At 63.5% G+C, this 22,965-nt stretch carries 21 protein-coding genes; 2 read left to right on the forward strand and 19 right to left on the reverse strand.

Annotated elements, in window-relative coordinates:
• Window positions 1-105: 105 nt before the first annotated feature.
• Complete coding sequence (locus B8446_RS08475; RefSeq protein ID WP_048848915.1) at window positions 106-699, reverse strand: peroxidase-related enzyme; 594 nt, start codon at window positions 697-699, stop codon at window positions 106-108.
• The gene (locus tag B8446_RS08480; protein ID WP_048848916.1) at window positions 696-1,175 is read right to left on the reverse strand and encodes a hypothetical protein; all 480 of its coding nucleotides are present in this window, start codon (window positions 1,173-1,175) and stop codon (window positions 696-698) included. Before B8446_RS08480 ends, B8446_RS08475 begins: the two co-directional genes overlap by 4 nt.
• A 130-nt stretch (window positions 1,176-1,305) precedes the next feature.
• Between B8446_RS08480 and B8446_RS08485 the strand changes: the two genes are divergently transcribed.
• On the forward strand, window positions 1,306-2,769 hold the full coding sequence (locus B8446_RS08485; protein ID WP_048848917.1) for an NAD(P)-binding domain-containing protein: 1,464 nt from the start codon (window positions 1,306-1,308) through the stop codon (window positions 2,767-2,769).
• A 23-nt stretch (window positions 2,770-2,792) separates the two neighbouring features.
• Here B8446_RS08485 and B8446_RS08490 read toward each other — a convergent pair whose 3' ends face one another.
• From B8446_RS08490 to B8446_RS08540, 11 genes are all read right to left on the reverse strand, one after another.
• On the reverse strand, window positions 2,793-3,152 hold the full coding sequence (locus tag B8446_RS08490; RefSeq protein ID WP_048848918.1) for a RidA family protein: 360 nt from the start codon (window positions 3,150-3,152) through the stop codon (window positions 2,793-2,795).
• A gap of 22 nt (window positions 3,153-3,174) precedes the next feature.
• Complete coding sequence (locus B8446_RS08495) at window positions 3,175-4,095, reverse strand: LysR substrate-binding domain-containing protein (RefSeq protein ID WP_048848919.1); 921 nt, start codon at window positions 4,093-4,095, stop codon at window positions 3,175-3,177.
• Window positions 4,095-5,456, reverse strand: a complete 1,362-nt coding sequence (locus tag B8446_RS08500; protein ID WP_048848920.1) for an MFS transporter — start codon at window positions 5,454-5,456, stop codon at window positions 4,095-4,097. Before B8446_RS08500 ends, B8446_RS08495 begins: the two co-directional genes overlap by 1 nt.
• Window positions 5,457-5,460: 4 nt before the next feature.
• Entirely contained in the window at window positions 5,461-6,720 is a 1,260-nt protein-coding gene (locus B8446_RS08505; protein WP_048848921.1) for an NAD(P)/FAD-dependent oxidoreductase, read from the reverse strand.
• Complete coding sequence (locus B8446_RS08510; protein ID WP_048848922.1) at window positions 6,720-7,514, reverse strand: amino acid ABC transporter ATP-binding protein; 795 nt, start codon at window positions 7,512-7,514, stop codon at window positions 6,720-6,722. Before B8446_RS08510 ends, B8446_RS08505 begins: the two co-directional genes overlap by 1 nt.
• Window positions 7,511-8,167, reverse strand: a complete 657-nt coding sequence (locus B8446_RS08515; RefSeq protein ID WP_048848923.1) for an amino acid ABC transporter permease — start codon at window positions 8,165-8,167, stop codon at window positions 7,511-7,513. The genes B8446_RS08510 and B8446_RS08515 overlap by 4 nt, the downstream gene beginning before the upstream one ends.
• 9 nt (window positions 8,168-8,176) lie before the next feature.
• On the reverse strand, window positions 8,177-9,013 hold the full coding sequence (locus B8446_RS08520) for a transporter substrate-binding domain-containing protein (RefSeq protein ID WP_048848924.1): 837 nt from the start codon (window positions 9,011-9,013) through the stop codon (window positions 8,177-8,179).
• Window positions 9,014-9,057: 44 nt separating this feature from the next.
• Window positions 9,058-10,029 (reverse strand): D-2-hydroxyacid dehydrogenase, encoded by a 972-nt coding sequence (locus B8446_RS08525; protein ID WP_048848925.1) that lies wholly within the window; start codon window positions 10,027-10,029, stop codon window positions 9,058-9,060.
• 166 nt (window positions 10,030-10,195) lie between these two features.
• A complete protein-coding gene (locus tag B8446_RS08530) occupies window positions 10,196-10,975 on the reverse strand; it encodes an SDR family oxidoreductase (RefSeq protein ID WP_048848926.1) in 780 nt (259 codons plus the stop codon).
• Entirely contained in the window at window positions 10,975-11,757 is a 783-nt protein-coding gene (locus tag B8446_RS08535; protein WP_048848927.1) for an aspartate/glutamate racemase family protein, read from the reverse strand. The genes B8446_RS08530 and B8446_RS08535 overlap by 1 nt, the downstream gene beginning before the upstream one ends.
• A 30-nt stretch (window positions 11,758-11,787) precedes the next feature.
• A complete protein-coding gene (locus B8446_RS08540) occupies window positions 11,788-13,008 on the reverse strand; it encodes a pyridoxal phosphate-dependent aminotransferase (RefSeq protein WP_048848961.1) in 1,221 nt (406 codons plus the stop codon).
• Window positions 13,009-13,274: 266 nt separating this feature from the next.
• Here B8446_RS08540 and B8446_RS08545 point away from each other — a divergent pair, with 266 nt between their 5' ends.
• Window positions 13,275-14,438, forward strand: coding sequence for an NAD(P)/FAD-dependent oxidoreductase (locus tag B8446_RS08545; protein ID WP_158507540.1), 1,164 nt, complete (start codon window positions 13,275-13,277; stop codon window positions 14,436-14,438).
• Window positions 14,439-14,559: 121 nt separating this feature from the next.
• Here the strand turns inward: B8446_RS08545 and B8446_RS08550 are convergent, their stop codons facing one another.
• The 6 genes from B8446_RS08550 to B8446_RS08575 are packed head-to-tail and all read right to left on the reverse strand — an operon-like array spanning window position 14,560 to window position 22,341.
• Complete coding sequence (locus B8446_RS08550; protein WP_048848929.1) at window positions 14,560-15,600, reverse strand: AbrB family transcriptional regulator; 1,041 nt, start codon at window positions 15,598-15,600, stop codon at window positions 14,560-14,562.
• Complete coding sequence (locus B8446_RS08555) at window positions 15,601-16,884, reverse strand: MFS transporter (protein ID WP_158507542.1); 1,284 nt, start codon at window positions 16,882-16,884, stop codon at window positions 15,601-15,603.
• 20 nt (window positions 16,885-16,904) lie between these two features.
• Complete coding sequence (locus B8446_RS08560; protein ID WP_048848931.1) at window positions 16,905-18,059, reverse strand: NAD(P)/FAD-dependent oxidoreductase; 1,155 nt, start codon at window positions 18,057-18,059, stop codon at window positions 16,905-16,907.
• On the reverse strand, window positions 18,056-18,493 hold the full coding sequence (locus B8446_RS08565; protein WP_048848932.1) for a hypothetical protein: 438 nt from the start codon (window positions 18,491-18,493) through the stop codon (window positions 18,056-18,058). The genes B8446_RS08560 and B8446_RS08565 overlap by 4 nt, the downstream gene beginning before the upstream one ends.
• Window positions 18,490-19,830 (reverse strand): LLM class flavin-dependent oxidoreductase, encoded by a 1,341-nt coding sequence (locus B8446_RS08570; RefSeq protein ID WP_048848933.1) that lies wholly within the window; start codon window positions 19,828-19,830, stop codon window positions 18,490-18,492. The genes B8446_RS08565 and B8446_RS08570 overlap by 4 nt, the downstream gene beginning before the upstream one ends.
• Before the next feature lie 18 nt (window positions 19,831-19,848).
• Window positions 19,849-22,341, reverse strand: a complete 2,493-nt coding sequence (locus B8446_RS08575; protein WP_048848934.1) for a TonB-dependent receptor plug domain-containing protein — start codon at window positions 22,339-22,341, stop codon at window positions 19,849-19,851.
• Between the last annotated feature and the right edge of the window lie 624 nt (window positions 22,342-22,965).

The raw sequence follows: 22,965 nt of genomic DNA on the forward strand, positions 1-22,965 counted from the left end.
ACATCAAGCAGACTGATCCGCCGCGACAGGGATGCGACGGATCAGAATGCTCATGTTATCAGAGCGCATGCTTCCCGCGCGGAGCGGATACAGTGCCCTACAGGGTTATCCACCTTCCGGAGTCGTGACCGGATATTCGGCTTCACCGAGCGTGTGCATAAGCCGGTTCGCCCAGGCGAACATCGAAGCAGACAAGACGAGATCGAGAATCTGCAGATCCGACAGACCGGCCTCACGCAGTCTTTCGTGGTCGTGCGCACCGACAGCCCCGGGTTCTCTCGTGAGCTTGACCGCAAACGCAAAGACCGGCTGCCATTCCGGCTCGAGCTTCGCGTCCGCACCATCTGTGAAGATCGCCTCAACAACATCCCGGCGCCCCGTCAGCTGCACGAACCGCGCCGCATGGGTCGACGCACAGAACACACATCGGTTCAGCACGGATGCCACAAGCGCACCCAGCTCGCGCAGCGGCCGTCCAAGGCCGCCCCGTCCATACATGACGGCATTATAGAGCGGCGTGCGAACAGCCAGAACCTGCGGATCATGAGCCAGCGTCAGGATGTAATCCGAAACCTTCATGTTCGACGGCGTGGTCTTCATGGCGGCATGCTGGGCATCGGTCGCGTCCGCGAGGATGACGGGATGCACGTAGGAGCGCCAGTCGAGCGCCTCGGTCGTGAACGGATGAGTGGATGTCATGCGCCCGCTCCCATCATCGCGACGCCCGCGGACAGACGCACGGCATAGTGCACGCAGGCGACCAGCTCCGCGAGCCTGACGATATCGGCATCTGCAAGGCCTGCGCTCGACAATTTCCCGATCAGCGCGCGTGTCGCGGCTTCAGGCGTGCGCGTCACCAGATCCACATAATGCACACAGGCCTGAACGGACGCATTGCCGTCATCCGGCAGAGCGCCGTCCGCAATCTGGCGATATGCCTCGGCGTTCCCTGCCGCTTCCAGACGCGCATTAAACCATGTCGCGGCCTGTCCAACGCCCGACATGGCCGCAATGCGCACTGCGATCGCCGCACGAAATCCGAGACTGAGGCCCCCCGGGTCATCCGGTTGCAATACCGCCTCGATGGCCTCGCGGCTCATGTCGAAGATCGGGCGGCGCACCGCGAATACTCCGTCGGCGTCCGCGGGCGCTGGTTCGAATACGGAATGCATCATGGCACGGCCCTCAGAACGCTTCGTTATCGTTTCGATCAGGTTCTTATCATATAGACGGGCTGCTGGACGGTTCCTAGAGTATCGGCACGATACAGGCGCCCACACGGATTTTTTGCGGAGCAACCATGCCATGACTTCAGCGAGCGATATGGCGCCGGGACTGGATGCACTCAATGCCCGTGTTCGCGAGGAACTGGGCTGGATCGACGTCCCGGCCCAGAACTGGGTGCCACCAATTCGCTGGAACGGACAGGACGTGCGCGATGTCGTCATCGTCGGCGCTGGCATGGCGGGACTTGCGGCCTCAGGCGCCCTGCTGAAGGCCGGAATTCGCAATCATGTGGTCTATGATGCCGCGCCTGAAGGACAGGAAGGGCCATGGGTCACCTATGGCCGCATGGAGACGCTGCGCTCTCCGAAGACGCTGCCCGGCCCCTGTCTCGGCATCCCTGTCCTGACATTTCGGGCGTGGTACGAATATCGCTTCGGCCGCATGGCATGGGAGGCGCTTGGGTTCATTCCGCGCGCCCTCTGGATGGATTATCTGGTCTGGATCCGCACCATTCTCGACATACCCGTCGAAAACGAGACGAGACTTTTGTCCGTTACCCAGGCATCTGACGGGATACTCGCGCTTCATCTCGTGAAGAATGGCGTGCCACGCGTCGTTCTGACACGATGTCTGGTCCTTGCGACGGGACGGGACGGACTGGGCGGTCCTTATCTCCCGCCCGTTCTGGCAGCCCTGCCGGCTACGGTCTGCGTCCATTCGTCGTCACCGATCGACTTCGACGGTCTGGCCGGCAAGCGCGTCGTCGTGATCGGTGGCGGGGCTTCGGCCATGGACAATGCGGCTGAAGCGCTGGAGCATGGCGCGGCGCGGGTCGACATGCTGGTGCGCCGGCCGGACCTGCCGCGCATCAACCGCTTCACAGGGATCGGCAGTCCCGGCGTGACACATGGGTTCGCCCATCTGCCGGACGACTGGAAATGGCGGTTTCTGGACTACGCGACGAGCGAGCAGGTACCGCCGCCGCGCCTCAGCACGCTGCGCGTCGCCCGTCATGACAACGCGTTCTTTCATCTGAATTGCGCGGTCGAGAGCGCTTCGCTAAATGATGGTGTCGTGAGGCTGCAAACGTCCCGTGGTGCGATCGAGACGGATTTCGTCATTGCGGCAACGGGTTTTTCCGTCGATCTCGCACACCGGCCGGAACTGGCGGCGTTCGCCGACAACATCCGTTTCTGGCAGGATCGATTCATGCCGGAGCAGGACAATCGCGTGAACGGCCGGATCAATCCCGAGCTTGCACTGTCGCCGGACCTCGATCCTGCCTTTGCCTTTCAGCCACGTGATCCGTCCGCAACGCCCGGTCTCGGGCAGATACACTGTTTCTGCTACCCGGCCACACTGTCACACGGAAAGATCAGCGGCGACATTCCGGCCATCAGCGATGGCGCCGACCGGCTTGCCCGCGGGATCGCAGGCGCCCTGTTCGTCGCAGACCGGGCAAAGCATTTTCAGGCGCTGCAGGATTTCTCGCGCCCGGAACTGCAGGGTAATGAATGGACCGACAGCCCGCTTCCGGGCTGACTGGCCTCGACTCTGCCGGAGCGTCAGCCGCCCTTCAGAACGGCCGTTGCGATGATCTCGACACGAATATCCGGCAATGCCATCTCGACCTTTCCGCATGCTCTGGCCGGCGCACGCCCCGGCACGATCCACGCGTCATAAACGGCATTCATCGCCGCGAAATCGTCCATCGAGGCGAGCCAGATCGTCACGCTCACCAGATGATCCTTGCCTGACCCGCATTCGTTCAGCAGGGCTTCGATCTTTCCCAGAACATTGCGCGTCTGTTCGGAAACGTTTGCGCTGCGATCGTCGGCCGTATGACCGGCAAGGTAGACCGTGTTGCCGGCGATGACGGCACGAGAGCGTCGGGTATTCTGGTCGACATAGGCGATATCGGTCATGAATATTCTTTCGTGTTGGTGGTCAGGAACCGGAGGCGGAGCCGGCTGGGCTGTCAGCCTCGGCCATGATCCATTTCACGACCGCATCCACTGCGGAATCGTGGGATTTCTCGGTGGGTGTCACGACATAATACGCACCCTGCCCCGCGATGTTGTTGGCGACCGGCCGACAGAGCGAGCCATCGTCGAGCTCGCGCTGGACGAAGATCGACGGCACCAGTGCCATGCCCAGACCGAGCATCGCCGCGTCGATCGTCGCATTGAACTGGTCGAAAACATGTCCGCAGAACGGGTTGTCATGCACGACGGACACACTGTCGAACCAGTATTCCCAGACGGCCGGCCGGGTGCTGAGCTGGATCAGCGCGGCGCGGGACAGATCCTGCACCGAATGCAGTCCGAGGCGGTCGCGATAGGCCGGGCTGCAGACCGCCACCAGTTCCTCGTCGAAGAGATGGTTGAGACGTCCGTTCGGCCAGACCGGCTGACCGTAGTGGATCGTGACGTCACACGGGATATCCTCGAAACTGAAAGGTTCGAACACCGTGCGGACATTGATCTGCAATTTGGGATGCCGCGCCAGGAAGCGCGGCAGGCGCGGCATGAACCAGCGTGAGGCGAACGTCGAGAACAGGGCGATGTCGATCGTGCCGACATCGTCGCGCGTGGACAGCACGCGATAGGTCGTCGCCGCGATCTGCTGGAGGATCTGGACGACTTCGGGCAGGATCGCCCGGCCCTGCCGGGTCAGCACGATCTGCTTGCGTCGCCGTTCGAACAACGACACGCCGAGTGTGATCTCGATATTGCGGATCTGCTTGCTGATCGCACCTTGCGTCAGACACAATTCTTCCGCCGCTGCACTGAAGTTTTCGTGCCGCGCTGCAGCTTCGAATGCCACCAGCTCCGGAATCGAGGGCATGAGGCGGCGCGGAAGCAGCATCAGGACCGTCCGATCGGGAGTGCGGCTGCCGGAAGCCAGGCGCGACCGGCACTCAGAACGGCTGCGACCCAGGCCGTGCCGGCGCCCGCCAGCAGGCAGACCGTCGTGCGATCCTGTGCGACACGGGCGAACACGAAGGCCGTGGCCATCGCGCCGCAGGTCTGCCCCAGCAGGCGCGCAAGTGACAGCAGGGCGCTCGCGCCGGCGGAACGGGCATGCGGCGCGGCCAGCATCAGCGCGCGATTGTTGGGCGATACGAACAGCCCGAAGCCGATCCCGGCCAGCAGAAACCGCGCGAGGATGGAAAAATCGCTGCTTTCGGGTCGGATGAACGCGGTCATGCTGTAGGCCGCGCCCACGATTCCCAACCCGCAGGACGAGACGACGCTTGCGGAAAGACGATCGCTCAGGCGTCCCGCGACTTGTGCGATGAGGACGATCCCGACGGGCCAGCCCGTCAGAAGCAGACCGCCCTCCTCCACGCTGCGTCCTGCATCGCGCGTCAGGGCAAACGGGATCGAGACCATGAAGAAATTGGCCGCGAGATAGCCCATCGCGCAGGTCAGGGCCGCGATACTGAAGGCCGGGCGTCCCAGAAGGTCGAGCGGCAGCATCGGATGCTCCCGTCGCCGCTCGACCGTCACGAAGGCGGCCAGCGCCGCACATCCCGCTGCAAGCAGGCAGAGGCCGCCTGCACGGTTGCCGCCATGGGCGAGCCAGTCGCCGCCCAGCAGCACGCCGCCGAACGCAAGCGCGTTCAGGATTACGGCGCGCAGATCCAGCCGGGCGGATGCAAGACCTGACGCGCGCGGCAGAAAACGCCATCCGAGGCCGAACGCCACAAGACCGAGCGGAATGTTGAAGAGGAACAATCCCCGCCACGACATGACATGCAGCACCACGGCCGCAACGGAGGGACCGATCGCCACTGCGATGGATGCCGTCATGGACGACAAAGCCAATGCCCGACCGATCGCAGCCGGGGGGTAAAGGCGCCGAAACAGATCCGCACTGACCGAGAGGATCGCAGCACCACCGAGCCCCTGCACGATCCGTGCTGCGGCCAGCATCGTGATGTCGCGTGCTGCCGCGCATCCGACCGAACCCGCAATCAGCACGCCGAGCCCCGTCAGGCAGATCCTGCGCGCGCCCCATCGCTGGGCCAGCGCACCGGCAGGCAACAGCATCGTGCACGATGCAATCTGGTAGGCATTGACCACCCATATGCTGGCGGCGGAAGTTGCTTTCAGGGCCTGCGACAGGGCCGGCAGCGCCACGTTCACGACGGAGTAGTCAAGCACGGCCAGCAGAACCGCCAGCATCAGTGCCGCAACTCCCAGGCGATCGTACACTGCGTTCATGACGTCAGACGAGGAGACGCTTGAAGCGTCCCGGATCGTAGGGCTGAACGTCGATGCCCGGCGGACGCCCGTCGATCATGTCCGCAATCAGCTCGGCCGTCAGAGGCGCGCTGACCAGCCCCAGATGGCCATGCCCGGTCGCGTAGAATACGCCCGGGGCACGCCGGGACGGCCCGATCGCAGGCAGGCAGTCCGGGGTGGACGGCCGACTGCCCATCCACGACGTGACGGATGCATCACCGACGTCCGGGACCGCAATCTTCAGGCACGCACGCACGATCTCCGCACGCGCGCGGCTCGGACGACGCCAGCGCGGCGCGAACTCGACCTGTCCGGCTGCCCGCAATCCGCCTTGCATCGGCGTCACGCCGATCTTCAGATCGCCCGGCATCACGGGCACGCCGAACGTCGGCATCGGCGTGGTCGTCTGCACGTGGTAGCCGCGTTCGGCCACCAGCGGGATCCGGTCGCCGAACCGACGCGCCAGCCGCCCGGAATTCAGACCCGCCGCAACCACCACCTGATCGCAGGCGATCTGCCGCGCGCCGCAGTCGAGGATCCACATGCCTGCACGCGCCCGAACCCGCCCAAGTGTTGCCGCGTGGAACACCACGCCCTGTCGCGTCGCATGGGCTGCAAGGGCCGCGACATAGCCGCCCGGATTGGCGCAGTGGCCGCCATCGGGCAGGAACGCACCGAGCGTGTAGTCCGTCGACAGACCGGGCGATGCGGATCGCAGCGCCTCGCCTTCAAGGAGCGTCCAGTTGACCCCGTTCTCCCGACGTAGCGACCATGCGAAGGCGTCAGCCTCGTAGGCTGCCCGATCGCGATAGGGGATCAGCAGGCCGTCCTGCACGATGAGTTCAGGCGCGCCGATGCGGGCGGCGAGCGTTGCATGGCGCGCCGCCGCATCGCGAAGGAAAGGGCTCAACGCAGCCGCGATCCGGCGCGCGCGCCTCTCGGTCGCCCCTGCGAAAGTGAAGCGCAGCAGCCAAGGTGCGATGGCCGGCAGAACGGACGGGCGGATCGTCAGCGGTCCTCGCGGGTCGAGCAGATACTGCGGCACCTTGCGCCACATCCCGGGCGTGGACATCGGCACGACAGATCCGGGGCTCAGCCAGCCCGCATTGCCGAAACTCGCGTCCCGACGGCTGCCGGGCGCGTCCCGCCCGATCACCGTTACGTCATGGCCGCGTGCGCGGAGCTCGATGGCCGTCGTGATGCCGACGATGCCGGCACCAATGATCGCGATGTGCCCAGGCATCAGGCGCTTGCCCCCAAATGGAAATGCCGCAGGAATTCCTTCGTGCGCGCCTCGTTCGGCGCCTCGATCACCTGGCGCGCCGCACCGCGCTCGACCACGTATCCGTCCGCCATGAACACGACCTCATCGGCGACATCGCGCGCAAATGCCATTTCATGCGTCACCACGATCATGGTCATGCCGTCATCAGCGAGGGTGCGCATGATCGACAGAACCTCGCCCACCAGGGCCGGATCGAGCGCCGAGGTCGCCTCGTCGAACAGCATGATCCTGGGGTCCATCGCCAGCGCACGCGCAATGGCGACACGCTGCTTCTGCCCGCCCGACAACATGGCGGGCGACGCATCCGCCCTGTGGGCAAGGCCCACCCGATCGAGCAACGCACGCGCCCGTTCCATCGCCGTCGCACGCGGGATGCGCCGCACGTAAATCGGCCCGCTGGCCACGTTCTCGATGACGCTCATATGCGGAAACAGGTTGAAGGACTGAAACACCATGCCGGCTTCCGCACGGATTTCCGCAAGGGCCCGCGCGGGGAGCGCGGATTTTCGACCCACACGGTCGAAATCCAGCACGGTTCGATCCACCCGGAGCGACCCGCCATCGGGTCGCTCCAGCAGATTGATGCAGCGCAGCAGCGTCGATTTTCCCGAGCCGCTCGGGCCGATCAGTGCCGTGACGCCACCTTGCGGCACGTCGAGCGACACATCGTGCAGCACCACGTTCTGGCCGAAGCTCTTGCGCAGCGCGCTAACGGCGATCATCGGTTCGCCCGGGATGGTCGCGTCGCTCATGCCACCCCCCGATCCAGCAGGCGGGCAGCCTGCGTCAGTGGAAACAGCAGGCAGAAATAGATCACGGCGATCGTGCTGTAGACCTCGAGCGGCCGGTAGGTCGCGGAAGCCACGAGCTGTCCCTGATAGACAAGATCAGGCACGGTCACGACAGACACCAGAGACGTGTTCTTGAGCTGAAGAACACCCTGACTCACCAGCGGTCCACGCATCCGGCGCAGCGCCTGCGGCAGGATGATGCGCAACATCAGCACCGCGGGTGTCATCCCCAGCGCGCGTCCCGCGTCCCATTGCCCGGGCTCGATATTGGCCAGACCGGACAGGAAGATTTCCGCATAGAACACGCCTCCGTAGATCGAAAGCGCCATCAGCGCCGCCGTGGCCGGCGACAGCGAAATGCCGAGCAGGACGGGCAATGCGTAGTAGAACCAGACAAGCTGCACGAGTGCCGGCGTGCACCGAAAGATTTCGGCGAACAGGCCGAGCGGGAGCGTCAGCGGTCGAAAACCCGTCCGGCGCGCCAATGCCAGTACAAGGCCGAGCGCCATGCCGCAGAGCATGCTGACGAGGGTGAAGCCCAGCGTATATTCGATGCCCGTCCTGAACAGCGGCGCATAGTGCCAGATCTGCGCGAAATCCCAGTGATAATGCATGATCCCGGCTCAGAACTCGAGACCGGGCGGCAACGAATCCGCCGCGACGCCCTGCTCCTGCAGGGCATCGATCATCCATTTCTGGATCATGCCGGACGAGCGGTTATAAAGCAGCCAGTTATTGATATAGACCAGAAAACGCTCGCTGTTCTCAGCCGGGATGCCGATGCAGCTGGGCTGATGCGACACGGGCTTCGGCATCACGAGCGCCCCCATGCCGGGCGCACGGGCATGCATGACCGCCGCCATCACCACGACCTGCACGACGCAATCCGCACGTCCTGTCTGCAATGCCATCGCGGCATCCGTGGGCGTCGCGACGGCAACGGGCGTGCAATGGGTCAGTGTGCGCCGGACGAACACGTCATGCGAGGAGCCCGCATCGAAGGCGACCCGTATCTCGGGCTTGTCCAGGTCGGACCAGGACGACACGTTCAGGCCGGGACGGACGATGGCCGTAAACGGGTTATTGAAGGCGATGTCACTGAATTCCATGACGAGTGCGCGCTGCGGCGACGGGCTGAGCGCGAACATCACGTCGATCTTTCCGGCCTGCAGGTCCATGACCGACGTGCCCCACTGGGCTTCGACCAGATCCAGCGTCACGCCAAGGCCGGCCGCGAGGTCATGCGCCATGGACAGGCAGGCGCCGGTCCATGTTCCGCCGACCAGATCCTTGTGAAAGAACGGCTCCGCGCCCGCGATGACACCGGTGCGCAGATGACCGCTCGACCGGATGCGGGCCAGCATGTCGTCGTCCGCCGCGTGTGCGCCCGAAGAGGCCCCCGCGACACCGAAAAGACCAGCGGACGCCAGAGCGGTCGAAAATGTGCGGCGGGTCAGCATGGCTTTTTCTCTCTTTCGATATCGCCTCGGAATGGAACGGTCGCTCACACCGCCTGGTTGGTCAATGCGCTTCCGGTCTCCATTGCGGCAATATTCGCAAGCAGAATATCGACGACATTGCGTTCGTAGAACTGTGTCTCGCCTGCCGCGTGGGGCGTGACGATGACATTCGGCAGGGTCCACAGCGGCGAATTCGGCGGCAGGGGCTCTTCCACGAAGGTATCGAGCGCTGCGGCCTCGATCTGCCCGTCCTTCAGTGCCGCGATCATGGCCGCCTCGTCCACGACGCGCCCACGCGCGACGTTGATCAATGCTGCATCCGATCGCATGGCCGCGAATGCTTCAGCACTCATCAGGCCCTGCGTCTCCGATGTCAGCGGACAGGCCAGCACAACGAAATCGGCCTCCGGCAGCGTCTTGATGAAGGCGTCGGAAGAAATCAGCCGCAGGCCGCCATCGGCTCCGGCCGATGCATTGCGCCGCATGACGATGACATTCATGCCGAATGCACGACACAGACGCGCAATACGAGCCCCGATATGGCCGTAACCGACCAGCAGCACAGTTTTCGTGCTCAGTTCCTGAAGCCGCTGGGCCGGGTCGGAACTTGTCGGACGCCAGTAGGATCTGGCCTGATCGCCGAAGGCTTCCGGAAGCCGCCGACTCATCGCCAGCATGAGAGCCAGTGCATGGTCGGACACGGCATTGGCATTCACGCCCAGGGCGCTGCACAGATGAATGCGGCGCTCGCGCAGGGCGTCTTTCGGATAATGATCGGTGCCGGCGCTCACGGACTGGACCAGCTTGAGCCGGGGCGCCATTTCCAAGATCCTGTCCTGCCAGAGCATCGAGATGACGAGCACATCGATATCGGCGGAAAAAGCCGCGAAATCGTCGAGGTTGGTGGCCTGCCGGCAATCAGCGTCCGGGATGCGACGCAGAATTTCGGATTTCATGTCGTAATGGGAATGGGCGATCCCGATTCTTGGCCGTCCGGCCGGCCACACATTGCTCATCAGGTCAAACCTCGTTCCTGTTTCAGAAACCCTGGACACGCCTGTGAACGCTCACCACCGACGCGCCATGCACGTCGAACATCCCTTCCGACACCATGGATGCGCAACGATAATAGATCAAAACATTATGGGCCAGACATTCCGGATTGGAATGTCATGTGCGGCATCAGAATGTTCCGGCGAAATCTCCGCCGTCGACCAGAAGGTTCTGGTTCGTCACAAAACCGGCGAGAGCACTGGCAAAATAGGCCACCGCCGCACTGATTTCCTCGACGGAACCGAACCGCCCTGCCGGATTTGCAGCCGCGCGCGCAGCCCGGATGTCCGCAACGTCGCGTCCCGATGCCGCCGCCAGAGATGCGATATGCGCATGTTGCGCATCGGAATCGATAATTCCGGGAAGGATGTTGTTGATGGTCACGCCATGGCCGATCAGTTCACGCGCCATGCTTGCGCAATAGGCCGCGACACCCGTGCGCACAGCCGTGGACAGACCGAGCGGCGCATGTGGCGACTTCACGCTGCGCGACAGGATGTTGATGATCCGGCCATATCCCCGTTCCGCCATACCGGGCGCCTGCAGCCGGATCATTTCGACCGCCGGCAGGAGCATCAGATCAAACGCCGCCTGCCAGGCAGCCCGGTCCCACTCGGTGTAATGACCGGGCGACAGGCCGCCTCCATTATTGACGAGAATATCCGGCGCCGGACAGGCCTCGAAGGCCGCATGCCGGCCAGCCTCCGTTGTCAGATCGGCCGCGACCCAGGCGACGGGCGCATCGCGCAGGGCCGAGAGATCCTGCACCACCGCTGCCAGACCATCCGCGGATCGCGCGACCAGCACGACGGCCGCGCCTTCTTCATGCAGGCGTGCGGCGATGCCGCGCCCCATGCCCCGGCTCGCACCGCAGACCAGCGCACGGCGCCCTGCCAATCCGAGATCCATCAGTCCTCCCCTTCCCGAACGAGATAGCGCGCATCGACATGAAACCGCCGTGGCACAAGCCCGGCCATGAAGAATGTCACTGCGGAATAGATGTCATAGACCGGCAGTCCCGTTGCAGCCGCCACGGCCGCCGCATAAGGCGGCATATTGGTGCACTCCAGAACGATGGCGCCGACATCGGGATGGGTTGCCATCAGCCGCAAGGCCGCCTCCACGACATCGCGTTCGGCCTGATCGAGATCGAGTGTGGTCTTTTCCGCCCGGATCAGGACACGGAAGAATTCATGACCTCCCTCGGTGCCTTCGATCGGCGTATCGGCAGGCGCACCGGCCGCCGCCAGATGGGCCGGCGTCAGCGCGGCCCGGCTGATGGTCACGATGCCGACCCGCCGCCCGGGTGGGAGCATCGCCTGCACCCAGGGCACTTGCATCAGGGAAGATGCCAGGACCGGCACGCCGACCGCGGCTGCAAGTTCGGTCTGCAGGACCGCCAGGAACCCGCAGTTCGTGGTGATCGCGCGCACGCCTTCTGCGACCAGCGCGCGGGCTGCCTCCACGAAGGCAGGCAGAAACGCGCGGGGATCGCCGAGAACGATCTCTTCAGGGGTTGCCGAGCGCACGATCGAAAACCGCACCGGAAACGGCCACGTCTCGCCGTTTCCCATGTCTCCGGGAACGCGCGGAAAACGCGCATCGAGCATCAGGATTCCCAGAGGCGCGCCATAGACGGCATCGCCACCACGCGCGATGCGACGCACGACATTGCGGGGATCGGACGTCATGGCAGAGCTCCTTCTCCGTGCAACACTGCCTTATTGCATCAGATGCGCAACACCCTTGGCCAGGCGATCCATGGCAGATATCAGCTCCGCTTCGGACGCCGCAAAAGACAGACGAACATATCCGGGCGCATCGAAACAATAGCCCGGGATGAGGGCCAGGTCCCATTTGTCGAGCAGGTAACGACAGAACGCAGCATCATCCGTAATGCCCGCCTGCCGTGCACCGCCACTGCCCAGAAGCTCGGTACAATTGACGAAAGCATAGAAGGCCCCGCCGGGCGGAAAGCAGGTGAGACCCGGAATCGCACCGATGGCCGCAAGCACCAGATCACGCCGGGACTGAAAGGCCTCCCGCCGGGCAGCCACGACGTCGGGCGGCCCCGACAGGGCTGCAATCGCGGCGGCCTGGCTGATGGAACACGGGTTGGACGTGCTCTGGCTCTGGACGATCGCCATGCCGGCGATGAGCTCACGCGGTCCGGCGGCATAGCCAAGTCGCCAGCCCGTCATCGAGTAGGCTTTTGCCACGCCGTTGACGATGACCGTGCGTGCCCGAAGCTCGGGACATACGGAAACGATGCTGGGCGGCAGATCGCGAGCGAACGCGATGTGTTCATATATCTCGTCGCTGACGACGCCGACATGCGGGTGACGCGCGAGCACCTGGCCCAGTGCCGCCAGTTCTACCCTGGAATACACGGCACCGGTCGGATTCGACGGCGAATTGATCATGAGCCAGCGGGTCTTCGGTGTGATCGCCTGCTCGAGCTGGTCCGGCGTCAGAACGAAGCCGCGACTTTCAGTGAGCGGAACCCGGACAGGGACGCCGCCGGCAATGCGAACCATGTCGAAATAGGATGTCCAGCACGGCGTCGGCACGATGACCTCGTCCCCCTCGTCGAGGGTCGCCATGAAGACATTGTGAATGACCTGCTTGGCACCTGCCCCGCAGGAGATTTCGCCGGCTTCGTAGTGCAGCCCGTTTTCACGTGCGAATTTCCCGACGATCGCACGCTTCAGGGCAGGCGTGCCGTCGAGTGCGGTATAACGGGTCTCGTTTTCGATGATCGCGCGGCATGCGGCGAGCTTGACGTGATCGGGTGTCGGAAAATCCGGCTCGCCTGCGGCCAGGATGATGATATCGCGCCCTTCCGCTCGGCGTTTCGCCGCTTCGGCCACGACACGAAGGATTTCCGAAACTCCGATTTCCGCCAGGCGGCTCGCGCGCGCAATCGGGGAGTGCGTCTGCATGATGTCCACCGGAAACTGAAGGCCTGCGGGCCGACAGGTCTGCTTCGTGCCTGCCGCCCCGGTTCCCCGTCTCTACGATGGGACGCGGTTCCCGACGATCCGGTATTTGTCCGGACTGAGCGAAACTCTGTCCGCCGATAAGAACCGAACGGAATATGACTGTCGTTACAGCGTGTTTGCGGATGGCGTTCCGCTTGCCACCGGCGCCCGCGCCTTTCATGATCGTTTCCAGAGCGACACGTCGAACACATCGGGAGATCAGGCACATGATCGGACGCAGACAGCTACTGGCCACGGGCGGGGCACTCGGGCTCTCCGCCATACCGAGACTCGGTCGCGCCCGGTCACCGACGCGCGTGGTCGTCGTGGGTGCGGGCATCATCGGCGCATCCGTGGCCTACCACCTGCAATCCTATGGCGCCGCCGTCACCATCCTTGAAAAGTCGCAGCCTGCATCGGGGACGTCACGCAATTCATTCGCGTGGCTGAATGCGTTCAGCAAGACGCCGCAATCCTATTACATGCTCAATCTGATGGGTATTCTGGACTGGCATCGCCTGCAGCAGGAAATCGGCCCGAAGCTCGAGATTCAGTGGGGTGGCGGCATCGCCTGGCATGGAACCGCACCGGGCGAGATTCAGAAGATGCGCGCGACACTCGCCCGCCTTCAGGAATGGGGCTACCCGATCGGCGAGATCGGGCGTGCCGATCTTCTGGGTCTGCTGCCGGGCGTGGATCCGGGTCCGTTCGGTGCCGCATGGCGGTCGAGCATCGACGGGACGTTCGATCCTGTCGCCACGACCCATACCCTGGTCGACGCCGCAACGACGAAGGGCGCCGTGTTGCGAACCGGCGTGTCGGTGACGGGCTTCGATATTCAGGACGGAAGGATCGCCGGCGTAAAGACCACGCAGGGCCTGGTCGCTGCCGATGCCGTCGTTCTGGCGATGGGCAATGATGCGCCGCCCATTGCCGCCATGGCCGACATCAAGCTTCCGCTCAAGCGCTCGCGTGGCGTTCTCGCCCACACGGCACCGATGCCGCAGATTTTTTCGCGGGTTGTCATGCCGCCGGATTGCGACATCAAGCAGAACCCGGACGGGCGGATCGTCACCGGTTCGAATTTCGGCGACAGCGGCGATCTCGCGCCGAGCCCTGAAGTCGGCCAGCGCTTTCTCGATCGACTGCATCAGTATTTTCCGAAAATGCCGAAGCCCAAGCTCGACTACATGACACTGGGCTACCGTGTCCTGCCGGTGGACGGACATCCGGTCGTCGGACGCGCAAGCGCGTTCGGCAATGTCCATGTCGCCTCCATGCACAGCGGCATGACGATGGCGCCCGTCATCGGGCGCCTGCTCGCAATTGAGGTTCTCGATAACGTCGAGACCCCTTTCCTTGCGGATTATCGTCCCGGGCGCTTCGCCTGACGCCACAGGTCGCACACCCGCGGGCCGCCTGAAAGGAATCGGCACACAGTTGCACCCTACGCGATGGCACAATCGAAAGAGCACTGCGTTTCAAACGTTTTCCGCGCTCTCCCGAGCCCCGTCAGGCAAGCCAGCGCGCAAAGAGACGCGCAAGGCCGGGTCCGGTAAACAGCACCAGAACGAACCGAACCGTCTGCATCGCCATGACGAAGGACATGTTCACGTCCGGGCATGACGCCGCGATGATCGCGACCGTATCTTCCCCGCCCGGGCTGGTCGCCAGAAATGCCGTCAGTGGCGTGACGTGTTCCCATCGCACCAGGATCGCCGCCATGATCCCGCTGACGGCCATCAGACATCCAATCGCCAGCAGGACGAACGGCATCGATTTCGCCGCGTGGCGTACGATGGCCGGTGTGAAGCGCAGGCCGATCCCCCAGCCAAGAATGGTATAGGCAACGATCAAAAGCCACGACGGCAGCGCGATGACCAGCATGCCGGTATCCTGCAGCGCCACGCACAGGATTAATGGCAACATGAGCTGCGCCGCGGGCCGATGGAGGCGTCGTGCAATGGCGACGCCTACGGCGATAACCACGACGGTCTCGATCAGCGCTCGCCACGACCCGGCACCGCCATGCGTGACGGCTCCATTTGCCGCATGCCCCCAGAGACGGGCCACGACCGTCGCGCTGATCGCAACACACAACACGCGGGCATACTGCATGAACGCGACGAGCCGCATGTCACCGCCATATGCTTCGGACATCAGCGTCATGGCCGTCGCGGCCCCGGGCGAAGATCCCCACAGCGCCGTCGTGCCCGGCATCACGCCGAGCCTGGCAAGCACAAACCCGCTGCAGGTGGCGGCCACGATGACAAACAGGACGCCTGCGAGAAACAGCGGCCCCTCGTGAAAGACCTCCGTCAGGATGGCAGACGTCAGCACGCTCGCAATCAACGCCCCCAGCACGCCTTGCGCCAACGCGAACGGAACCTCCGGGATGCGGACGGACCGGCCGGACACGCTCATGACGATCCCTGCCAACATCGGCCCGATCAGGATCGATGCCGGCAGGCCCGCAAGCCGCAGCGGTGTCGTGAAAAGGACCGACAAACCGAGCAACAGCGCCCAGCGTGCGGGTAATGGCAGTGGGGACACCTAACCCAACAGGTCGGTCGTCGGCATCGGGCCGAAGGCGGCCCGGCGTGCCGTGGGCTCACGCGCGATCGTGATGGCACCCAGGAATCCGAGACTGACCGCACCCAGCACGAACATGGCCGGCGCCATGGGAGATGCGGTCCAGCGCCACAGGAGCGTCACGACCAGCTGGGCTGTCCCGCCGACGATCATGACGGAGATGTTGTGCACGGCGGACAGGGTGGTCGTCCGCAGACGGGGCGCGAAGAGATCGACGAGGACGGTGCAGTAGCTTCCGAGAAACAGGCCGATGACGATCGACATTCCGAACTGCACGACTTCGAGCCGTGTCAGCGAGGGCGCCGCGGACAGCCATGCATAGGCGGGCCAGATCGACAGGAGGTAAACGGCGAGCACGGTGGCCAGCAGACGTCGGCCGCCCCAGACATCGGCGAGCAGACCGCCGACCGGCACGATGAGCATCAGGATGAAGGCCGCCGGGATCTGTGCGAAATAGACGGCCGCAATCGGAAGATGCAGCATCATCGTCGCGTAGGTCACGACATATCCGTACAGGATGTAGACCGATGCGGAGCTGGTGCCGATGAGCCCGAATGCCGCAACGGCGCGCACCCACTGTCTGCCCACGCTGTGCGCGATGTCGGTGAATGCCGCGCGTTCCGTGGGGCGTGCATCATGCGGGGCACGCATCATTCCGCGCCGCATGATCATCACCGCGGGCACGATCGAAAGCCCGACGGCAAATGGAATGCGCCAGCCGAACGCATCGATCTGCGCAGGGGTCAGCGTGCGCGTGACCGCATATCCGACCGCGCCGCCCAGCAGGAGGGCCGCGATCTGGCCGACCATCTGCCAGGAGCCATAAAACCCGCGTCGGGCATGGGGAGCCGCCGTGACGAGCACGATCGTGGACGTCGCGAATTCCGCACCTGCCGAAAAGCCTTGGCACAGTCTCGCAATCGCCAGCAGACCGGCGCCGAACAATCCGGCATGGGCGTAATCGGGCGCACAGGCAATCAGCAGCATCGACAGGGCCATGAGCCCCATGCCCAGCATCAGTCCCCGTCCCGGACCATGCCGCTCGGCATAACGACCGATCAGAAGGCCGCCGAGCGGTCGGGTCAGGAAGCCGATGCCGAACAGGGCGCTGACGAACAGGATGCCATTCTGTGGATTACGGAAAAAGACGCGACTGACGATCGGCCCCAGCGACGCGAAGACCGTGAAGTCGTACCATTCCAGCGCATTGCCCGCGACGGCGCCTGCGACCGTGGACCATGCCACGCGATTTTCCCGCACGGCACTCATCCGGCCGGCTGGGGCATGGCGTGTGTCGCGCTTCGCGAAGGCTGTGCGAACCGATCGGGCGAAAACGCGGCAATCGGATGGGTCATGTCCCGCTCCGCTGCGAGATCGGCCGCAATTCGGCCGGTCAGTGGCGCGAGTTCGAACCCGTGCCCTGAAAATCCGCAGAGATACACAAGATCCGGCGCGCGCGAAGAGCGGCCGATGACCGGAATTTCGTCTGGCATGATGGCCTCGATTCCTGCCCAGGCATGGACGATCGCCGCATGGCGGATCGCAGGAAAAAGGTCCCGCGCCGTTCGCGCCGATGCTGCCAGCCGGGCTATGTCCAGACGCACGCGGCCGGTATGGAGATCGGCAATGCCCTTGGGCCCTCCTCCGATCATGACATGGCCCTGCGCCGTCTGCTTGAATGACAGCGGGCGCGACGTCGCGCCCGCAACCTGCGTGATGAACGGTGGCAACGCTTCCGTCAGCATCATCATCAGGGCATTGAACCCCAGCGGAAATTCGTCGCCGAACAGACGCGCGGTCCGCCGCCCCCATGCGCCTGCCGCATTCACCACGGCCCGCGTCCGGACATCGGACCCGTCCGAAAGCCTGAGCTTCCACAAATTCTTTACATGATCCGCCCCCACCACGGCCCACCCCTCGCGGATGTCCGCGCCCGCTTTCATGGCAGCCCGCCCGAAGGCACGGGTCGTCCGATAGGGTTCGGCATAGCCGTCACGAGCCGCTACGAGACCGCCCGCGACTGACGGATCCGCACCGGGCACAAGCGCACGGATCGACGGCCCGTCATGCAGAACCTCATGCTCGAAGCCATGCGCGCGCAGAAGAGCGACGCGCTGCTCGAGGATGCGCATGTCATCCGGGGTTTCGGCGAGCTTGACCTGTCCGGAGGCAACGAAACCGCAATCATCGCCGATGAGTTTGTCGAGCTGCGTCCAGAGATCGAGCGCGTCCAGTGCAAGCGGCACTTCCGGGAGTGCGCGGCCGAGCGTGCGAACGCCGCCGGCCGAAAATCCGGACGCGTGACGACCGATCCGGTCGCGCTCGAGCACCAGAACACGCGCGCCTTCCCGCGCGCTCCAGAAGGCGGTGGAAAGCCCCTGCAGACCACCGCCGATCACGACCAGATCGTATGGCTTCATGGTTCTTCCTGCCGCGGCCGGGGCGGTGGCTGGCCTGTCCCGTATGCGGCAAGCCGGGCCACGGGAATGGCGCGCAGGAACGCGACCGGGCCAATTTCCTGCCCCTGTGCCAGCAGCTGCGCATCGCGCTCCGGTGTCGCCGGACTGTCGAGCAGGGACGCAAGGCCAAACGGGTCGATCCGTTCCGCAATCGGCGCCTCGGTCGTATCCTGTACCAGACCTATTGCCTGGCGCAGACGCAGGGCGGTTTCCGGCAGATCGACATGATCGCAGGTCAGTTCCACGATCCCGTCAGGCTCCGAGATCCACACAGCGCCCGGTTCCGCATGCCAGATCGTGTTCAGCGCCACGATCGCCACGTCCCCGTCGCGCGCCGGCGCTGTGTCCTCGGTGCAGACGATAATCCGCGTATAGTGGCGCCGCAGCGCGCTCACGCCGTGGCACCATAGTCGCCATAGCGACTGACAGGCTGCGGCAGGCCGAGATTGTCGCGCAGCGTCGTTCCGACATAACGCTCCTTGACCAGGCCGCGCCTGCGCAGTTCGGGCCAGATCAGGTCCGCGAACAGCGCGAGATCCTGCGGCAGGACGGGCAGGCAGAGATTGAAACCGTCCACGGCGCCGCTCTGGAACCAGCTTTCCATCTCGTCCACAATCTGGCTCGGCGAACCGATCATGACGTGGGACCCGAACCCTGCCGCCGTCACACGAGCCAGTTCGCGAATGCTCCACCCATTGGCCCGCGCGAGCTTCACCATGGATTCCCCCATGCTGCGCACCATCGGGTTCACCGGGTCCGGCACCGGCCCATCCAGCGGATAACCCGAAAGATCACCCAGTTGCTGATAAAGATAGGACAGGCCGAGAGTATCGGGGATCAAGGCATTCAGCGCGTCATATCGCGCGCGGGCCTCGCTTTCGGTCCGTCCGACGAACGGCGTGATGCCCGACATGATCCGCACCCCATGCGGATCACGGCCGGCGGCACTGACCGCGTTGCGCAGCCGCGTCGCGTAGGCCTTCGCACTGTCGATGTCATGCGCGATCGAATAAACGACCTCGGCACTGGGTGCGGCGAGCGCGATACCGGCATCCGATGCGCCAGCCTGCACAAGCACAGGCCGCCCCTGCGGGCTTCGCGGCACATCCAGCGGGCCGCGCACAGCAAAATGTTTGCCGCGATGTCCCAGGACATGCAGCTTGCTTGGGTCGAGAAACTGCCCGGTCTCGCGATTGACGACCAGAGCGCCGTCGCCCCAGCTATCCCACAATCCTTTGACGACATCGACGAATTCGACCGCCCGATCATACCGCGTCTCATGATCGAGGTGGGATTCACGGCCGAAATTCCAGGCTTCGGGCTGCGACCACGACGTTACCATGTTCCACCCGGCACGACCGCCGCTGATCCGGTCGAGGGACGCGAATTTCCGCGCCACGTGAAACGGCTCGTTATATGTCGTCGATGCGGTCGACACGAGCCCGATATGATTGGTGATCGCGGAAAGCGCTGACAACAGCGTCGTCGGTTCGAGATCGGCGATCTGGGACGATTGCGCGAACGCTCCCGGCGGCTCGTCACGTACGCGCACCCCGATGCCGTCCGCCAGGAACAGCATGTCGAGACAGATTTCTTCCGCACGCTTTGCCAGAGCCGCAAAATGCGCGAACTGCGAACCGCCCAAGGGGGTCGAATCCGCCTGACGCCACCCTGCGGCATGATAGCCGAGGTAACGCATCGAGAGCCCAAGGGCCATCTTGGCATCACGCATGGAAAATATCCTTCTATATCACAGCTTGTAATCGAGCTGCAGATAATAGTATCCGCCGAACAGGCCCATCTGCTGCACGTCCGTATTGTAGATTTCCGAGCCGAGATACTGCACGCTGTATGGAATCTTGCGCGGATAGGCGTTGCCGATGTTATTGCCGCCAAGCTGGAGATGCAAACGCGGCGTCACATTGTAGCCGATCGCAACGTTGGTCTGGAATTTGGGCGACTGCACCCACCGCAGGAAGCTGTGCACCGAGTTGATCATGCTCGCCGGCACGTCGTTCCAGTACGTGTTGTTCGACGTCGTGCGGCCGTAGCGGATTTCATGAACCGTGAAATCGAGGTTTTTCCAGACCCATGTGCCGCCGAAGATCTCCTTGTTGCGCGGCATGTAGGACGTCAGAAACGACTGCTGCTGCGCATTGAGTTCGGGATTGCCGTTGAGATCGCGCGCGATCGAGCGGATGTTCGTCTGGTTGAAATTGACCGCAACGTCCCAGTTGATGTGGCCGTAACGGCCGAGATCCGTGAAATAGGTTCCGGTGATGTCCATGCCGCGCGTGCGGGTCGAGGCACCGTTGGTCTCGTATTGCGCCGTGGCCGTGGCCGACGTGGACGGAAAATACAGCCCCGATGCTTCCATCGCCGCGATCGCATTGGTGCCGCTATAGACGCCGCCGACCACGATCCGGTCACGGATGTCGATCTGGTAGGCGTCGAGCGACAGGTGCATGCTGCGGACGGGGTTCAGCAGGATGCCCGCGCTGAAGCTCGTCGAACGCTCGGGCTTCAACGGACGTGCTCCGAGAATTCGCCCGCCGGGCGAGTCCACGGCCAGAACACCCGAGGCCGACGTCGGCGATTCTGTCAGGCTGGAGAAGTGTTCTTCGGCAAGGGTCGGCGCACGAAACCCGCTGCTGATCGTGCCGCGGAATGCCAGCATCTTGTTCACGTCATAACGGGACGACACCTTGCCGATCTCGGTGTTGCCGACGTCGGTATAATGCTCGAACCGCCCCGCCAGATCGACCTGCCAGTTCTTGATGATCTTGGTCGAGACGTCCGTATACCCCGCCGTTACATCGCGGTTGGACGTGCTGGCGAGGCCGGGCGGAATCGCATGTTGCCCCTGGGCGCCGGAAATATAATAGGCGTTGTAATCACCGGCGCCGATCTTGTAACTTTCGTAGCGATATTCGGCACCGATCGCGAAATTGATCGGCCCCGCGAGGACCGGCGTATGGAAGCTGCGACGCAGATCCAGATTGTTCGTCCACTGCGTGTCGGTATAGGCGGTCTGGTGGAACTGCGTTGGTGTATAGCCATATGTTGACAGATAACTCTGGCTGCCGGTATTGGCGATTTCCACGTCGTTATGGTTGCCACCATACGTCGTGGATGCGTCGAAGTCGAAACCCAGGAACGTGTCGCCCTTGAATCCCAGCGTCACACTGTAATCGTTTTCAGCATTTTCGATGATCGGCACATAACCGTTGGGATAGAGCGTCGGGAACGTGGCACCGGACACGTTCGTGCCTGTCCGGTAGTTCTGGAGCGCATCCGCGTTCTTGTGGCTATCGGTCGAGAACGAATACAGCTTCAACGTATCGTTGATGTTGTATTCCATATTGTATCCGATCACTTCCTGCAGCTCGCGCGGAATGCTGATGATCGGATTGTCCACAACCTTGGTGCGGTTGTCATACCCTCCACGAACGGCGTGATCCTGAAACTTCACCTCGGCGCCGATATTGAAGAAGCCGCCGTTCGGAAGCTCTGTGGCGCCATTGATGGATTCACGCGATGTAAAACCGTCGCCCTTGTAGTAGCCGCCGTTGTCGGCATGAAACTGAACACCATGCTTGCGCCGCGTCAGGATCACGTTGACGACGCCTGCAATCGCATCAGAGCCGTACTGCGCGGCGGCGCCGTCTTCCAGAACCTCGATATGATCGATTTCGGATGTCGGGATCATGTCGATGTCGACGGGCGTCGTGCCCTGCTGCGGTCCGGGCGCGTAGTAAACCGTCGATGTCGGATGCCGGCGCTTTCCGTTGACAAGGATCAGCGTCTGGTTGGATGTCAGGCCCCGCAGGTTGATGGAGTCGATCGTGTTCGCCGTACCGGTTCCGACCGTCTGGTGCGTCAGGGACGGCACGAGCATCGTCAACGCGTCGCGCAGATCGGCCTGACCCGTCGCACGTAGCTGCGCTCCGGAAATCACCACCACCGGTGAGACACTGTCGCGAGCATGCTGATGCGGATCACGCGTTCCGGTCACGATCACCTGCTCGTCGGACGCCACCGGATGCGCCACCGGACGCCTGACGACGGCAGCGCGCGAAGCAGACGCAGAGGAACGCGCGGGTGCGGGCGCCACCGACGGAGTGCGGCGAGGTGCAGGTTTCTGGCCCGGGGGCGTCGTGGTCTGGGCACTTTGGGCCATGGCGCTTCCCAGCGGGACAAGCGCTGTCAGAAAGGTCGCGACCAGGAGAACGTTCTTTTTCATCCGACTTTGTCCCATCCCATTCACCCGAACCTCGCAGCTCCAATACCCAACGCACACGCAGTGAGACGGAATATCCCGCGACGTTGCGCCGTCGGTTTTTTCCGGCTCCGGAACATATGGGGCGAATTTCCGCTTGCCCGGAAGCGATCATGTCGCCCGCTCGCTTGGTATGTCACCTTCCTTCGTCTCCTGACGCAAATGCTATCATAACGCTTGCGAAAGACTTTTTGGAATAGGTTCATCGCAATCCGGAACGTTTCGATATATGGGGACATCAGGTCGGCCGAGACCCCCAATTTATCTCGCAATCTTCGAACCTTGCCGATCTGGTGCGCAATATGTGGCACCGGGCGTAGGCAATTCCTGATCAATGGCTCGAAGAAATATAGGCAACGGCACGCGAGATTAAACATTGTCCAAAGCACCGCGGGAGGCTCTGAAGCCATCCATCCAGAGCATCACTTTCATTGCGGCAGATATCCCGCCCGAAACATGCCCGATGGCATCAGCGCCTTGAGCAGCATGAGGCACTTCTGTACCGACTATCAGCTTTCCATTCGGAACAGGCACGGCCCGGATGACAACGGCAGCCGTGGCATGCTGACATCCGCATCATCGCCCATT

Source organism: Tanticharoenia sakaeratensis NBRC 103193, from assembly GCF_000963885.1.
GTDB lineage: Bacteria > Pseudomonadota > Alphaproteobacteria > Acetobacterales > Acetobacteraceae > Tanticharoenia > Tanticharoenia sakaeratensis.

Coding starts and splice junctions, on each gene's coding strand:
- B8446_RS08475 (WP_048848915.1), bottom strand. CDS start 699: ATGACATCCACTCATCCGTTCACGACCGAGGCGCTCGACTGGCGCTCC.
- B8446_RS08480 (WP_048848916.1), bottom strand. CDS start 1,175: ATGATGCATTCCGTATTCGAACCAGCGCCCGCGGACGCCGACGGAGTA.
- B8446_RS08485 (WP_048848917.1), top strand. CDS start 1,306: ATGACTTCAGCGAGCGATATGGCGCCGGGACTGGATGCACTCAATGCC.
- B8446_RS08490 (WP_048848918.1), bottom strand. CDS start 3,152: ATGACCGATATCGCCTATGTCGACCAGAATACCCGACGCTCTCGTGCC.
- B8446_RS08495 (WP_048848919.1), bottom strand. CDS start 4,095: ATGCTGCTTCCGCGCCGCCTCATGCCCTCGATTCCGGAGCTGGTGGCA.
- B8446_RS08500 (WP_048848920.1), bottom strand. CDS start 5,456: ATGAACGCAGTGTACGATCGCCTGGGAGTTGCGGCACTGATGCTGGCG.
- B8446_RS08505 (WP_048848921.1), bottom strand. CDS start 6,720: ATGCCTGGGCACATCGCGATCATTGGTGCCGGCATCGTCGGCATCACG.
- B8446_RS08510 (WP_048848922.1), bottom strand. CDS start 7,514: ATGAGCGACGCGACCATCCCGGGCGAACCGATGATCGCCGTTAGCGCG.
- B8446_RS08515 (WP_048848923.1), bottom strand. CDS start 8,167: ATGCATTATCACTGGGATTTCGCGCAGATCTGGCACTATGCGCCGCTG.
- B8446_RS08520 (WP_048848924.1), bottom strand. CDS start 9,013: ATGCTGACCCGCCGCACATTTTCGACCGCTCTGGCGTCCGCTGGTCTT.
- B8446_RS08525 (WP_048848925.1), bottom strand. CDS start 10,029: ATGAGCAATGTGTGGCCGGCCGGACGGCCAAGAATCGGGATCGCCCAT.
- B8446_RS08530 (WP_048848926.1), bottom strand. CDS start 10,975: ATGGATCTCGGATTGGCAGGGCGCCGTGCGCTGGTCTGCGGTGCGAGC.
- B8446_RS08535 (WP_048848927.1), bottom strand. CDS start 11,757: ATGACGTCCGATCCCCGCAATGTCGTGCGTCGCATCGCGCGTGGTGGC.
- B8446_RS08540 (WP_048848961.1), bottom strand. CDS start 13,008: ATGCAGACGCACTCCCCGATTGCGCGCGCGAGCCGCCTGGCGGAAATC.
- B8446_RS08545 (WP_158507540.1), top strand. CDS start 13,275: ATGATCGGACGCAGACAGCTACTGGCCACGGGCGGGGCACTCGGGCTC.
- B8446_RS08560 (WP_048848931.1), bottom strand. CDS start 18,059: ATGAAGCCATACGATCTGGTCGTGATCGGCGGTGGTCTGCAGGGGCTT.
- B8446_RS08570 (WP_048848933.1), bottom strand. CDS start 19,830: ATGCGTGATGCCAAGATGGCCCTTGGGCTCTCGATGCGTTACCTCGGC.
- B8446_RS08575 (WP_048848934.1), bottom strand. CDS start 22,341: ATGAAAAAGAACGTTCTCCTGGTCGCGACCTTTCTGACAGCGCTTGTC.